Origin of the sequence: Flavobacterium sp. GCM10022190, assembly GCF_042656445.1 — a bacterium.
In the GTDB taxonomy this organism is placed as follows: domain Bacteria; phylum Bacteroidota; class Bacteroidia; order Flavobacteriales; family Flavobacteriaceae; genus Flavobacterium; species Flavobacterium nitratireducens.
In genome coordinates, this window is sequence record NZ_JBHSOQ010000002.1 from 785194 (window position 1) to 800834 (window position 15641).

The 15641-nt window shown below is 31.7% G+C and carries 10 protein-coding genes and 2 rRNA genes; 2 read left to right on the top strand and 10 right to left on the bottom strand.

The genetic code is table 11. The features are described from left to right. Positions 1–86 precede the first annotated feature (86 nt). Positions 87–824, top strand: coding sequence for a diphthine--ammonia ligase (locus tag ACFPTQ_RS10235; protein ID WP_379777162.1), 738 nt, complete (start codon positions 87–89; stop codon positions 822–824). Positions 825–906: 82 nt separating this feature from the next. Here ACFPTQ_RS10235 and lon read toward each other — a convergent pair whose 3' ends face one another. The 8 genes from lon to ACFPTQ_RS10275 all read right to left on the bottom strand — a co-directional run bounded on the left by lon (position 907) and on the right by ACFPTQ_RS10275 (position 14061). Further along, positions 907–3357 carry an endopeptidase La gene (lon, locus tag ACFPTQ_RS10240; protein WP_379777164.1) on the bottom strand — a complete coding sequence of 817 codons (2451 nt, stop codon included), beginning with the start codon at positions 3355–3357 and terminating at the stop codon, positions 907–909. 211 nt (positions 3358–3568) lie between these two features. Continuing rightward, positions 3569–4432 (bottom strand): DUF6252 family protein, encoded by an 864-nt coding sequence (locus ACFPTQ_RS10245; protein ID WP_379777166.1) that lies wholly within the window; start codon positions 4430–4432, stop codon positions 3569–3571. 38 nt (positions 4433–4470) lie between these two features. Next, entirely contained in the window at positions 4471–5805 is a 1335-nt protein-coding gene (locus ACFPTQ_RS10250) for an MFS transporter (protein ID WP_379777169.1), read from the bottom strand. Positions 5806–5884: 79 nt separating this feature from the next. Then, positions 5885–6703, bottom strand: a complete 819-nt coding sequence (locus ACFPTQ_RS10255; RefSeq protein WP_379777172.1) for a M48 family metallopeptidase — start codon at positions 6701–6703, stop codon at positions 5885–5887. A gap of 87 nt (positions 6704–6790) precedes the next feature. After that, positions 6791–9187 carry a glycoside hydrolase family 31 protein gene (locus tag ACFPTQ_RS10260; protein WP_379777174.1) on the bottom strand — a complete coding sequence of 799 codons (2397 nt, stop codon included), beginning with the start codon at positions 9185–9187 and terminating at the stop codon, positions 6791–6793. 204 nt (positions 9188–9391) lie between these two features. Further along, a complete protein-coding gene (glgB, locus tag ACFPTQ_RS10265; RefSeq protein ID WP_379777177.1) occupies positions 9392–11296 on the bottom strand; it encodes a 1,4-alpha-glucan branching protein GlgB in 1905 nt (634 codons plus the stop codon). Between the two features lie 66 nt (positions 11297–11362). Further along, positions 11363–12643 carry a glucose-1-phosphate adenylyltransferase gene (locus ACFPTQ_RS10270; RefSeq protein WP_379777180.1) on the bottom strand — a complete coding sequence of 427 codons (1281 nt, stop codon included), beginning with the start codon at positions 12641–12643 and terminating at the stop codon, positions 11363–11365. Beyond that, positions 12640–14061 (bottom strand): glycogen synthase, encoded by a 1422-nt coding sequence (locus tag ACFPTQ_RS10275; protein WP_379777183.1) that lies wholly within the window; start codon positions 14059–14061, stop codon positions 12640–12642. The genes ACFPTQ_RS10270 and ACFPTQ_RS10275 overlap by 4 nt, the downstream gene beginning before the upstream one ends. A 362-nt stretch (positions 14062–14423) precedes the next feature. Between ACFPTQ_RS10275 and ACFPTQ_RS10280 the strand changes: the two genes are divergently transcribed. Then, the gene (locus tag ACFPTQ_RS10280) at positions 14424–15062 is read left to right on the top strand and encodes an endonuclease III domain-containing protein (RefSeq protein WP_379777186.1); all 639 of its coding nucleotides are present in this window, start codon (positions 14424–14426) and stop codon (positions 15060–15062) included. A 197-nt stretch (positions 15063–15259) separates the two neighbouring features. Here ACFPTQ_RS10280 and rrf read toward each other — a convergent pair. Further along, a 5S ribosomal RNA gene (gene rrf, locus ACFPTQ_RS10285) occupies positions 15260–15368 on the bottom strand. A gap of 146 nt (positions 15369–15514) precedes the next feature. Continuing rightward, positions 15515–15641: ribosomal RNA gene (locus ACFPTQ_RS10290) — 23S ribosomal RNA — on the bottom strand; the annotation flags it as partial.

A 15641-nucleotide genomic window follows, 5' to 3' on the forward strand; every position in this document is an offset into this window, starting at 1 on the left:
AGGTAGATTTTCAAAGTTACAAAGGTTTGATAAACTAATCGAAGTATTTTTGTAAGTTTACCTCTTAAAATTATATTAAATTACCCTTGAAAAAAGCCTTATTTAACTGGAGTAGCGGAAAAGATTCGGCTCTAGCCTTATACAAAATTCTTCAAAACCCAGAATTTAAAATTGATTACTTACTTACGAGTGTTAACCAACAATTTCAGCGTATCTCAATGCATGGTGTACGTGTAGAATTATTACAACAACAAGCTGAAAGTATTAAAATTCCTTTAGAAATAATGGAAATTCCTGAAATGCCTACAATGGAAGTTTACGAAAGTGTTATGCAACAAACACTTGAAAAATTAAAAAACAAAGGAATTAGTTATTCGGTTTTTGGAGATATTTTTCTGGAAGATTTACGCCAGTATCGCGAAGATAAATTAGACACAATGGGATTTGAAGGTGTTTTCCCTATTTGGAGAATACCAACAAAAGATTTAATTCAGGAATTCATCTCTTTAGGATTTCAAACTGTTGTGGTATGTGTGAATGAACGCTATTTAGACAAAAGTTTCGTTGGAAGAATTATTGACCAGCAATTCATTGATGATTTACCTGAAAATGTAGATGTATGCGGCGAAAATGGAGAATTTCACACCTTTTGTTTTGATGGCCCAATTTTTCAAAAACCAATTGATTTTGAATTAGGCGAAATTGTGTACCGAAAATATAAAAAACCAAAAACAGACAGCTCCAATACAGCTTGTGATTCAGACGATTCCACTGCTTACGATTACGGGTTTTGGTATTGCGATCTCATTCCGAAAAAACAATAAAAAAAATCCAAATTCCAATAACACTTCGACATACTCATTGTGACAATTGGAATTTGGAATTTTACTTTTTTTTGATCTTTAACTACAATTTCTTTGCATTTTTTACTTTTTGATCTGTAATCGAAATGGCTAATACTTCACTCATTTCTTTTACATAATGAAAAGTAACTCCTGTTAGGTATTCAGGCTTGATTTCATCTACATCACTTTTGTTTTCATGACACAAGATGATTTCTTTGATATTAGCTCTTTTAGCAGCTAAAATTTTCTCTTTTATTCCACCAACCGGCAATACTTTTCCTCTAAGTGTTATTTCTCCAGTCATGGCTATATTTTTCTTCACTCTTTTTTGAGTAAATAATGACACTAAAGAAGTTAACATTGCAATACCAGCGCTTGGTCCGTCTTTTGGAGTTGCTCCTTCAGGAACGTGCAAATGGATATTGTATTTTGATAACAATTCTGAATTCAATCCCAATTGTTCTACATTCGCTTTAATATATTCTAAAGCAATAGTAGCCGATTCCTTCATTACCTGACCTAAATTTCCAGTAATAGACATACTTCCTTTTCCTGGCGAAAGTAACGATTCAATAAATAAAATATCTCCTCCTACGCTTGTCCAGGCCAATCCTGTAACAACACCTGCCACATCATTGCTTTCGTATTTATCTCGTTCTAATCTTGGAACACCAAGAACTTTTACAATATCTTCGTCAGTTACTTTTTTGTTGTACTCCTCTTCCATCGCAACTGATTTAGCTGCATTACGAATTACTTGAGCAATTTTAGCTTCTAATCCGCGAACACCTGACTCACGGGTATAACCTTCGATAATTTTTTCCAATTGTTTTTTACCAATAGTCAAATCTTTAGAAGTTAATCCATGCTCTTTTAATTGACGTGGAAATAAATGCTGCTTAGCTATTTCTACTTTTTCTTCAATAGTATAACCTGACATTTTGATAATCTCCATTCGGTCTCTTAAGGCTGGCTGAATGGTACTCATATTATTTGACGTAGCAATAAACATTACCTTAGACAAATCATAGCCTAACTCAACGAAATTATCATAAAAGGCATTGTTTTGTTCTGGATCTAAAACTTCTAACAATGCAGATGATGGATCGCCATGATTACTATTAGATAATTTATCGATTTCATCTAAAACAAAAACCGGATTAGAAGTACCTGCTTTTTTCAAACTTTGAATAATTCGTCCCGGCATAGCTCCAATATAGGTTTTTCTATGACCTCTAATTTCCGCTTCATCACGTAATCCTCCTAAAGAAATACGAACATATTCTCTACCAAGTGCTTCAGCAACCGAACGTCCTATAGAAGTTTTACCAACTCCCGGAGGTCCTGTTAAACATATAATTGGCGATTTCATATCGTTTCTTAGCTTCAAAACAGCCAAGTGTTCAATCATTCGCTTCTTAACTTCTTCTAATCCAAAATGATCTCTATCAAGAATTTTTTGAGCATTTTTTAAATCAAAATTATCTTTAGAAAACTCATTCCAAGGTAAATCCAATAATAACTCCAAGTAATTTCTTTGAATACTGTAATCAGGAGCCTGCGGATTCATTCGACGCATTTTAGTCAATTCTTTTTCAAAAATTTTCTGCGTTTTTTCATCCCATTTTTTTTCTTTAGACTTTGCTAACATTTCGTCCATTTCCTCTTCTTGGGTTGATCCTCCCAATTCTTCCTGAATGGTTTTCATCTGTTGATGAAGGAAATATTCTCTTTGTTGCTGGTCTAAATCGAAACGTACTTTAGATTGAATATCATTTTTAAGTTCCATTTTTTGCAACTCAATATTCATGTATTTTAGCGTTTCTAATGCTCTGTCCTTTAAATTATTGATAACTAATAAATCTTGTTTTTCTTTAACAGACAAATTCATGTTAGAAGTAACAAAATTGATTAAGAAAGACTGGCTTTCGATGTTTTTAATAGCAAATGTAGCTTCACTAGGAATGTTAGGACTTACCTTGATAATTTGAATAGCCAATTCTTTAATGGAATCTAAAATCGCTACAAATTCAGAATCTTCACTATCTGGTCTTTCTTCAGCAAAATCTTTAATTGTAGCTGATAAATAAGGATCCTCTGAAGTTATAGCATCAATTTCAAAACGTTTTTTACCTTGTAAGATAACGGTTGTAGTACCATCAGGCATTTTAAGTACACGTAAAATACGGGCAACAGTACCGATGGCATTGATATCGTCTTTAGTAGGATCTTCAATATCTTCATTTTTTTGAGCTACAACACCTATAATTTTACTTTCGGCATTAGCGTCATCTATTAGTTTAATTGACTTATCTCTACCAGCTGTAATAGGAATAACAACTCCTGGGAATAATACCATATTACGCAACGGAAGAATTGGCAAAGAAAAAGGCAACATCTCTTTGTTCATTTCTTCTTCATCTTCTGGTGTCATTAATGGAATTAATTCTGCTTCTGAATCAAATTCATGTTGTGACAGATTGTCAATAGTTAGTATTTTATGTTTTGACATAGTAAAATTTAAGTCTTTTTGTCATTAAATAAAATGTATACCCAATAACAAAGTTAGTATTAAAATATTTTATGTTGCTGAAAATCAATTAACAACATAAATAACAAATGTATTTCCATTATATAATTCAATCTTTATGCCATAAGCAAAAAACAAAATGCCTTCAAAAAGCAATTTACTCTTTGAAGGCACTACTTTAAAAGTATCTTATTTAATAACTTACATCAAAGCTACCTTCGGTTATTTGAAAAGGTGAAGCTCCATTTGTTGCAAATGAAAAAGTTCCTTTAATCCTATCATCGGCATTTGAAATAATTTTGACAGTACCTGAAATAGCGATGTATTCATCATTTTCATCTTCATAAGAAGCCTGCACCTTATCGGTCAGTCTATTACTGCTAATAGTATATTCTCCAGGTGCTAAATTGTTTTTAACGTTTACCGATATTGTATTCATATTGGCATCTTGTGCACTTATAGCAATCCATTCATCACTATCCTCACCTACTAACATTCCCATAATATCATTACTTACAAAGGAAGAACCATTTACTTTTGCCGAAAAAGCATCTTCAGTCTCACTCTCTGTAATATATGGTAAATCAGTAAAAACACCTTTGGTAAACAGAACAGGGGCAATAGTACTATCAGTATCACTCCAATAACCTTTAAATGAAAATGTACCTGAAATTGTTTTCTTTTCGGTATCAATTTTTGTTATCGTGATAGAACCCGTATCTTCATTTTCATCATCAGGATTTAAAGAAACAAAACCAAAATCTGTTGTGGCTGGTGTAAAAGCTAATAAATTAATATTGGCAGGATATGTTCCCTTTTTATTCGCTTCAACCAAAATACCAAAACCTTCACCATTGGCTTTAACAGCCGAAATTTCTATATAATTACCCGAAATAACAACAGAAGTCTCTTGTGCAATCCATGTTTTACCATTAAAATCAACTTTAAATGCAGCATTAGATTCTACGGTACCATCAATAGGCTCATAGACACAAGAACAAAAGAGACTTACTAAAAAAAGAACTAAAAAAGGTGATTTTAAATTTAAGATTCTCATAATTTGGAGCTTTTATTTTAAAGTCCAAATATAATTTTTTATTTTATTTTTCTTACTATTTTTTTCGGTACATTTCTTAACAAAAGAACTCCTATCATGAAAAAAACTGCTAAAAATACAATAGCTAAACGTGGACTTCCGGTTATTTGATCAATTATTCCATAGACTAACATACCAATAACAATCCCTATTTTTTCAGCTACATCATAAAAACTAAAAAAAGAAGCGGTATCATTAGTTTGCGGTAAAAATTTTGAATAAGTGGAACGAGATAAAGACTGAATCCCTCCCATAACTAAACCAACCAACGCTGCCATTGTATAAAAATGAATTGGCAATGTGATAAAATAAGCCCCAATACACAAGAAAAACCAAATGCTATTAATAAACATTAATGTTTTAACATTTCCATATATCTCAGAAGCTATAGAAGTAGTATATGCACCTAAAATGGCTAAAACTTGAATTAGTAAAATACAAACTATCAAACCTATAGTACCTTGATCTTTTGATTCCCATTCTATTTCTTGTGAACCAAAATACGTAGCTACTAACATTACCGTTTGTACTGCCATACTGTAAACAAAAAAACTTTTTAAATAGGATTTTAAGCGTTCATTTTCTTCTAATAAAAACCACACTTTTTTCAATTCTTTAAAACCATTAAAAACAATAGCTTTTGTTACCTTTTGATTTGAATTATTATTTCCTTTTGGTAAAAAATAATAGGTATATTGACTAAATACAATCCACCAAACGCCAACCATAACAAAAGAATATCGCATGGCTTTCATTGCTGAAAACTGACCATTTGTATCTGTAATATTAAACCATTCTGGTTTCATTACCATTGCCAAATTGATAATTAATAATAAAACACTACCTAAATATCCTAAAGAATAGCCTTTTGCACTTATGGCATCTTGCTGCTCCTCGAATGCAATATCAGGCAAATAGGAATTATAAAAAACCAAACTCCCCCAAAAGCCTACTAACCCTAATAAATAAAACATTAAACTTATATAAATATGGTCTAAGTCAAACCAATACAAACCCACACAAGAAAGCGCTCCCATGTAGCAAAAGAATTTCATAAACAGTTTTTTATTCCCTACATAATCAGCGATACCGGATAATAACGGTGATAAAAAAGAAACAATTATAAATGCTGTAGCTGTAACAAAACTTATTAATGCTGAATTTTTAACATTGAAACCTAAAAAACTAATGTAACGCCCTTTATCTATAAATAAAGCATCATAAAAAATTGGAAAAACTGCCGAACTAATTGTTAAAGTGTAAACTGAATTTGCCCAATCATAAAATGCCCAAGCATTCAATAACTTCTTATCTCCTTTTTGTAACTGAATCATGTCTATTAGGTTTTTTTGCCGAATTTATATAAAAAAAGCCAATTCAAACGAATTGGCTTCTATAAGTAACAATTTATTTTTATTTAAAAACAACTCCAAACTTAGCTGCAACAGCTTTAGCCTCTGGTACCATTGCTTTTAAGTTAGCTATACGAGTAGCATCAGAAGGGTGAGTGCTTAATAATTCAGCTGGTGCTTGACCTCCTGAATTAGCTGACATTCGAGTCCAAAAATTAATTGCTTCTTCTGGGTTATAACCAGCAATTGCCATTAATATTAAACCAATTTTATCCGCTTCTGTTTCATGATTTCTACTAAAAGGAAGCATCACTCCTACTTGAGAACCAATACCATAATATTGTTGCCACATCTTTTGTTTTTCTGCACTTTGACTTCCAGTGGCAGCAGCAACACCTACAGCACCTAAAGATTGCAATTGAGAGGCACTCATTCTTTGCGCACCATGATTTGCCAAAGCATGAGAAACTTCATGTCCCATAACAGTAGCTAAACCAGCATCGTTTTTAGTGATAGGCAAAATTCCTGTATATACTACAATTTTTCCTCCTGGCATACACCATGCATTAACCTCTTTACTATCTACTAACTTGTATTCCCATTGGTAATCTTTTAAATAATCATTTTGCCCCAATGAGGCTAAATAACGTTCAGCAGCCGATTTGATTTTCATTCCTACAGTTTCTACTTTTTTTGCATCAGCAGTCCCTGAAATAACTTTATTTTCCTTTAAAAAAGTTCCATACTGTTGAAAAGACGACGGAAAAAGTTCACTATTAGAAACAAAATTCAATGTTTTTTTTCCCGTTAATGGATTAGTAGCACAAGAATAAATCAAGCCTAATGTAGCAATTCCTATAAATAATAAATTCTTTTTCATGATAGTTTAGTTTTACAAAACAAAAATACTGTTTTTATTAGCTAATGTTTTATAAAATTAAATAGAATTCTATCAACATATTTATTTTTATGCCGAAATGTGTAAAACATTAAAATCTTTTGGAATAATCATATATTGATTTTCTTTAAAGCTTTTGGCATCAAATGCTATAATTTCATTATCAATTTCAACGGTTTTAATTTCGAAAGGCAATCCTATAAAGTTGATTTTAAATTTAGTATATTTTGTGTCATACTTTCCTTCTTTGTGCAATTGGATATTTACTTCATTCTCTTTACCTGTCATTTGAAAAGACAAAAAGCTAAACCTTCCTTTCTTGTAATCGTAACCGTCTTGAGCATCCTCATAAACAACTGATTTTTCTTTTCCTGCTTTATAATAAATATCTAGTGTCAATTCATCAAATTCTAATTCCCCCACATATTGCTGAACAGGATATTTTGGAATAATTGCTCCCGATTTTACAAAAACAGGAATCTCATCAAATTTTGTATCAACCCACGTTTCTTTCCCACCTTTAACCAAGGTATTTGTCCAGTAATTATACCATTCCCCTCTTGGAATGTACATTCTACGCCCTTGCGCATTTGGTTCAAGAATTGGACAAACCAAAATTTGATTTCCAAAAATAAACTCATCATTTCTATAATGTGTTTGAATATCCTCTTGATCAAAATACACTAATGGTTTTAACATTGGAGTTCCTTCTTCAATATATTGCCAAAACATGGTGTATAAATAAGGTAATAATTGATAACGTAGACTGACAAACTTTCTAGTAATATCAATAACTTCCTCATCAAAAGCCCATGGTTCTTGATTTCCGTGATCTCCTGATGAGTGTGTTCTACAAAATGGATGAAAAACCCCTAATTGTATCCATCTCGCATACAATTCACCTGTAGGTTGCTCAGCAAAACCTCCTATATCAGATCCCGTGAATCCCATTCCTGAAATTGACATTCTTTGAACTTGAATGTTTGCAATCCATAAATGTTCCCAACTAGCAACGTTGTCACCTGTCCATGAAGAGGTATAACGTTGTGCTCCAGAATAGGCCGATCTTGTAATAATAAAAGGGCGTTTTGGATATGCAAAACGTTTTACACCATGATAAGTAGCTCTTGCCATTTGAGTCCCATAGATATTATGTGCTTTTCTATGACTGCAAGGATTTCCGTCATAATCATGGCGAACATCATTTGGAAATGTTTTATTAGGAACCTCCATAACAGCTGGTTCGTTCATATCATTCCATACTCCTTTAACACCAATTTCTGAAACTAATTCTTTAAATAATCCAGCCCACCACTCTCTTACTTCAGGATTCGTAAAATCCGGGAAATTACATTCACCTGGCCATACTTTACCTTTCATATAAGGACCATCAGCTCTTTTGCAAAAATAATCTTTGGCTAAAGCTTCTTTGTAAACCCAATACTCTTTATCAATTTTGATTCCTGGATCAATAATTACAATCGTTTTAAAACCATCTTGAGCTAATTCGGTCACCATTCGCTTAGGATCAGGGAAATATTCTTTATTCCAAGTAAAACATCTAAAACCCTCCATATAATCAATATCTAAATAGATCGCATCACATGGAATTTGTAATTCTCTAAACTTAGCTGTAACTTCTTTTACATTACTTTCAGGATAGTAACTCCATTTACATTGATGGTAACCAAGTGCCCAAAGAGGTGGCAATTCAGGCTTACCAGTTAAATCGGTATAAGAGGTTACAACGTCTTGCATATTTGGTCCATAAAAGAAATAATAGTTCATTTCTCCTCCATGAGCCCAAAAACTAGTTACATTTCTTCTTTCATGACAAAAATCAAAATAGGTTCTGAAAGTATTATCGAAGAAAATTCCATAGGCTTGTTTATGATGTAAACCAATATAAAACGGAACCACTTTATATAAAGGTTCTTGATCTTTTTGGAAAGCATATTGGTCTGTTGCAAAATTCTCAACGCGTTTTCCTTTTAAATTTAATTGTGTGGCTTTATCACCTAAACCGTAAAAACACTCTCCATCTTTGGAAGTTTTACTCATTTTAACAATATTTCCACCAAATTCATAGGATTCCTCCCAATGAAAACCAAGTTCATCTTCTAAAATAACATTGCCTTTTAAATCAAAAATAGAAGCTCTTAAATCTATTTTTTGAATTTTACAGATGATTTTATTCGTTGTAATTTGGAAATAGCTTTCTTCTTCTGTCACCTCCAAATGGTTATACCCATGAGAATGACTTTTATCTATTGCGTATGAGAAATCATTACTAAAATATCCTTTAGTTGTAAAACGAAAACGAATCAAACTATCTCTTAAAACAGTAAGTTTTAAAATGACACTGTTGTCAGTATAAAAAAATATGGAATCTACATCATGCGTGTAAGAAACTATTTTTGAAGGATATAAATCTCCTTTGTATTCTAATTCGGTATTTGTAATCATAATTTAGGATTTGATTATTATCATCGTGACTCTTTCAAACTTACAAAAAAAGTTATTCAAATAAGAACAATACTTATTATATTCACGAAAACGATATAGTTGCGCATATAACAAAAAAAAGAAGTATTAATTTTGACATTAACACTTCTTTTTTAGAAAAATTATTATTTATATTTTGAGTCCTTTTTAGCATTGCCAAAAAAACTATAAATATTTAAAAACAGTAACACTTAAAGGTGGAATTACTATTTCAACCGAATAATCTCTACCATCATAAGGTGAAGATTCAATTTTTATATCGGTTATATTCTCCACATTGCTACCTTGATATTTCATTGAATCACTATTGAAAATTTCTTTAAGTTTTCCATTTCTAGGAACCCCTATTCGGTAATTTTTACGAACCATTTGGGTAAAATTACAGACAACAATCAAATCATCTTTCGTATCATTTCCTTTTCTAATATAAGAGATAACCGCATTTAGATGATCGGAATAATTAATCCATTCAAACCCCTCTGGACTAAATTGTTTTTGATATAAGGCTGGTTCCGATTTATATAGATTATTTAAATCCTTAACATATTGTTGAGCTCCACCATGTACAGGGTATTGTAGCAAATGCCAATCTAAACTTTCTTGAAAATCCCATTCTTTGATTTGTCCAAATTCACCCCCCATAAACAACAAATTAGTTCCCGGGTGCGTAAACATATAACCATAAAGCAAACGTAAATTAGCAAATCGTTGCCATTCATCCCCAGGCATTCTATCAGCAATTGATTTTTTGCCATAAACCACTTCATCGTGCGATAAAGGTAACATGAAATTTTCGGTAAAAGTATAGGTCATTGAAAAAGTCAAATCATTTTGATGGTATTTTCTATACACTGTTGCTCTTTGGAAATACTTTAAGCTATCATGCATCCAGCCCATCATCCACTTCATCCCAAATCCAAGACCTCCAACAGATGTTGGTCTGGAAACCATTGGAAAAGAAGTGCTTTCCTCTGCAATAGTCTGAACCCCCTCATAGTTAGCATAAACAACTTCATTGAATTCTTTAAGAAAACTAATCGTATCTAAGTTTTCCCTTCCACCAAAAATATTAGGCTCCCATTCACCATCATTTCTAGAATAATCTAAATATAACATAGAGGCTACAGCATCTACTCTTAAGCCATCAACATGATAATGATGCAACCAAAATAAAGCATTACTAATTAAAAAAGAGCGTACTTCATTTCTTCCGTAATTAAACACCAAACTTTTCCAATCTGGATGATAACCTTTTCTTCTGTCTGGATGTTCATATAAATGAGAACCATCAAAATAACCCAAACCATGAGCATCATCTGGAAAATGAGAAGGAACCCAATCCAAAATAACTCCAATTCCTGCTTGATGTAATTTATCTACCAAAGTCATAAAGCCTTGTGGATCACCAAAACGAGAGGTTGGAGCAAAATATCCTACTAATTGGTATCCCCAAGAAGGATCATAAGGATACTCCATAACAGGCATAAACTCAACATGAGTAAATCCCATTTCTTTGACATAACTCACTAAATCTTCGGCTAAGTCTAAGTAACTTAAAAATTGATTACCTTCGGCACGTTTCCATGAACCCAAATGAACTTCATAAACCGAATATGGTTTATCTAAATCATTATGTTCCTTTCTGGTTTTCATCCAGTCAGAATCTTTCCAGTCATGCTCTAAATCCCAAACTACAGATGCAGTATGAGGCGGTTTTTCACAATAAAAGGCAAAAGGATCGGCTTTTTCTGTAACCAAACCTTGATTATTCGATAATATCTTGTACTTGTAATTTGTACCTTTTTGTACGTTTGGAATAAATCCTTCCCAAATTCCTGAAGAATCCCATCTAACATAAAGTTCGTGCTCCCCTTGAGTCCAGAAATTAAAATCTCCCACTACAGAAACCGAATGTGCTGTAGGAGCCCAAACTGCAAAATAAACACCTTGAACTCCATTTAATTCAATCAAATGCGCACCTAACTTTTCATACAATCTAAAATGTTTTCCAGCTTTGAATAAGTTAATATCAAAATCAGTAAAAAGGGAATGCGAAATAACATTACTCATAGTATTTTGGGTATAATTCTAAATCTTAAGATATAGAATATTGATATAAAAAAACAGTTTAATAACTTATCCAATTTTAAAATTGTCAGGCAAAGTCACACCTTTCTTAATTACTACAATTCCTTCTTTAACAGCATACAATTCGTTTGTAGAATTTTCTAAATGACTTCCTCCATTAATATATACATTATTTCCTATTCTACAGTTTTTGTCTACTAATGCATTATTAATGTAACAACCCTCGCCAATACCCACTAATATTTTATTCTTTTTTGTATCTTCTTGCATGTCTTCGATACTTTGATAATAATCATTACCCATTACATAGGTATTTCTAATCACGGTATCCTTACCTACACGAGAACGAATTCCAATGACTGAATGTACAATCTCTTTAGCATTTATTATACAGCCTTCAGAAATCAAAGATTTATCTACCATCGCATTTTTAAATTTTGAAGGTGGCAATAAACGAGGTCTGGTGAAAATTTTATTATCGTTATCAAATAAATTGAATTTAGGAACATCTTCAGTTAAACCAATATTAGCTTCAAAGAATGAATCAATATTTCCGATATCTGTCCAATATCCTTCATATTGATAACTAAGAATTTTTTGCTCACCAACTGCTTGAGGTATAATTTCTTTACCAAAATCTTTTGTATTAGGATTCGCCATTAAATCCACTAAAAGTTGTTTATTAAATATATATATACCCATAGACGCTAAGTAATTTTTACCCTCAGCTTTCATTTGGTCACTCACATTAGACGTCCAATCAGGTAATAATTCTTTGGCTGGTTTTTCAATAAAAGATTCAATACAACTATCATTATTCGTTTTTAAAATACCAAATTCAGGAGCATCTTTAGCATTAACCGGTAAAGTTGCAATGGTTATATCGGCTTGGTTTTTAATATGTTCTTCGATCATATCATTAAAATCCATTTGATATAACTGATCTCCTGATAGAATTAAAGCATAATCAAAATCGTGATTTAAAAAATGAGGCATACATTGTCTTACTGCATCAGCGGTTCCTTGAAACCAAGTAGGGTTATCCGGGGTTTGTTCGGCAGCTAAAATATCAACAAAAGCTTGACTAAAAGCGCTAAATACATATGTGTTTTTGATATGTGCATTAAGTGAAGCCGAATTAAATTGTGTTAAAACAAACATTCTATAAATGTCTGAATTCATACAATTTGATATAGGAATATCTACCAATCTATATTTCCCTCCTACGGGTACCGCTGGCTTAGATCTAGTCTCTGTTAATGGATATAATCTAGATCCTTGCCCTCCACCTAAGATAATAGCAATAACGTTTTTTCTTTTAGCCTTCATATTTTGTTAATTATTAAGTTGTACATGTCTATATATTCCTGACTGGCTTTTTCCCATGAATGATCAGTATTCATTCCTTTTTTTCTAATTTCATTCAAAAGTTCCTTATCTTCATATAAATGAATAGCTCTTTGAATGGAATAACAGATATCGCCCACTGATGCCTGATTATGACAAATTCCATTTCCATCATCTCCAAAATCAACAACAGTATCTTGTAACCCACCAGTTCTTCTTACTATTGGTATAGTTCCATATCGTAATGAATACATTTGATTTAAACCACATGGTTCTACCCTTGAAGGCATTAATAAGAAATCAGCACCAGCATAAATCAAATGTGCTAATTCCTCGTTATATCCAATAAAAGTGTTGTAATTACCTTTATAATCAACTAGTAAACTATTTAATTGATTTTCGATATTTATATTTCCAGAACCTAAAATCAGTATGTTTATATTTTTAAAATTTTCTGATAATGCTAATGCAGATGCTTGAGGTAATAAATCCCCCCCTTTTTCATCCCAAAGCCTACCAATGAAGCTAAACAAGGGCTTTGTAGGATCTAAATTAAATAATGTACAAAGTGTTTCTTTATTTTGTTGCTTTCCTTTTTCAAAATTTTTAAGAGAGTAATTTTTCTCTAACATTTTATCCTTAGCAGGATCCCAAACTTGTGTATCAATTCCGTTTAAAATCCCTTTAGATTTATATCTTACAAGATTAAATAATGATTCTAAACCATTAGCCGATTGATTAATTTCATCCAAATAACTAGGTGATACAGTTGTCACAGCATTAGCACATTTAACACCAACTGCTAATGAATTTATACAATGACTCCATTCTAATATCTTTACATGAGATAAATCAAATTCTGGAAAATAATGCAACTTATCAAAATTAAATTGCCCCTGATACAATCCATTATGAATAGTTATCATTGAAGGTGTATCTAGCAATTGATCATATTTATAACAATATTGCATCATAAATGGAATCAAGCCCGTGTGATGATCATGACAATTAATAACATCTGGCATTGAAGCTCTTCCTATAATCCAATCTAAGGTTGCTATTTGAAAAGTCACAAAACGTTCTATATCATCTTCATAACCATAAACATCCTTCCTATCAAATAGTTCCGGTATTTCCATTAAGTACAATTCAAAACCTAGTTTATCGGTCTTTTCTTTGAGAACACTAAAAGGAAAATTAAAATTTCCCAATTTGACTGTTCCCCAATGTACACATTCAAATTCATTATCATTACGAAATTTAGTTTCATAGCAAGGCATCACAACCCTTACATCATGACCAGCTTTAGATTGATATTTTGGCAATGCGCCAACCACATCAGCAAGACCTCCTACTTTTGCAACTGGGTAACACTCAGCACTAATATGAAATATTTCCATTTATTGATTTAAATTTATTTTAGGTTTAAAAAAATAGAATAAAAAAGTTACGTTAAAATATCCCGAATTATACAAAAAGAATAATAATTTTATAAAAATTATCACTATTTAACTTTTTTTAAATATAGTAAAATTTAAAAACAATTAAAGTAAAAAGTAAAAAATAAAATCAATTATCACAAAGCGATTGTAAATTGATAATTTAAAAAAAATCACATTGTGCAATCATTTTTTTCTCACATTTTACAGCTTAAAATTATATAATTATAATTTCTATTGCACTAATGAATTTCAAATAATAATAATTTAATAACAAAATTGACTTCAAAAAAACTTAAAACAATTAATTATTAAATTTCAATATGGATTTATTCAACAAACCAATTGATTGGAAAGAAGAATTACACCCAATTTTAGAGAAATATAGGGATAAAAAACATCCTTTAGAGTACAGAAATATTTATCAATTACTTATCATGACAATTTTATCTGCTCAAGATTCAGACGACAACATTAATAAAATTGCTCTTGATTTTTTTAATAAATTTCCTGATTTATTAAGCTTAACCCAATCAAATATTAAAGAAATAAATAGTTTTATTATTGATGTAAAATATCACGAAAACAAAGCTCTTTGGATTTTCAATATTGCAAATACAATAAAGAAGGAATCACATATCCCATTAACAATAAAAGAATTAACATCTTTAAAAGGAATCGGTCGAAAATCCGCAAATGTAATTATGAGGGAAGCCAAAGTAACATTAGAAGGAATAATGGTTGATTTACATGTTCTACGTGTAGCTCCAAGAATTGGAATTATAAAACCAACAAAAGATGGTTTAAAAGCAGAAAAAGAATTGATGTCTGTATTATCAAGAGAAATTTGGAATGACATAGGTATGTACATTTCATTTTTAGGGAGAGAAAATTGTCGTCCTCATCCAAAATGTTATGAATGTCCAATAAAATATTGTTGCCAATACGCTATGAAACAATAAAAATAATTTTAAAATGAATACCCCCTCCAAATTGAATAGACTTTTACTAAGTAAGTTCGTTACGGTCGAATTAAAGACTCGAGGGCTATGACCGACTGAACGAAACTAAAGGCAACATTTGAAATTAAGAGGAGCAAGTCCGGTGGACTTGAGGTATAAAACAAAAAACCCTATCCAAATTGGATAGGGTTTTCAAAGAAAGGCGACGACATACTCTCCCACAAAATGCAGTACCATCTGCGCAGGCGGTCTTAACTTCTCTGTTCGGGATGGGAAGAGGTGAGCCCCGCCGCAATAACCACCTTAAGGTCATTCGCTGCAAGCAGCTTTTAATCATTAATTATCAATTATAAATTGTTAATTATCAATTAAACAATATTTTAACATACTGAGATAAAGAATTTTAATTCATTTAGAAAGTTTCCTCCCCCGATTTACATCGGGGGAAAAGCGTACATAAGCTTACGGATTATTAGTACTACTCGACTATGACATTACTGCCTTTACATCTATAGCCTATCAACGTGGTCATCTCCCACGATCCTTAAAAGAAATCTCATCTTGTGGTGGGTTTCGCGC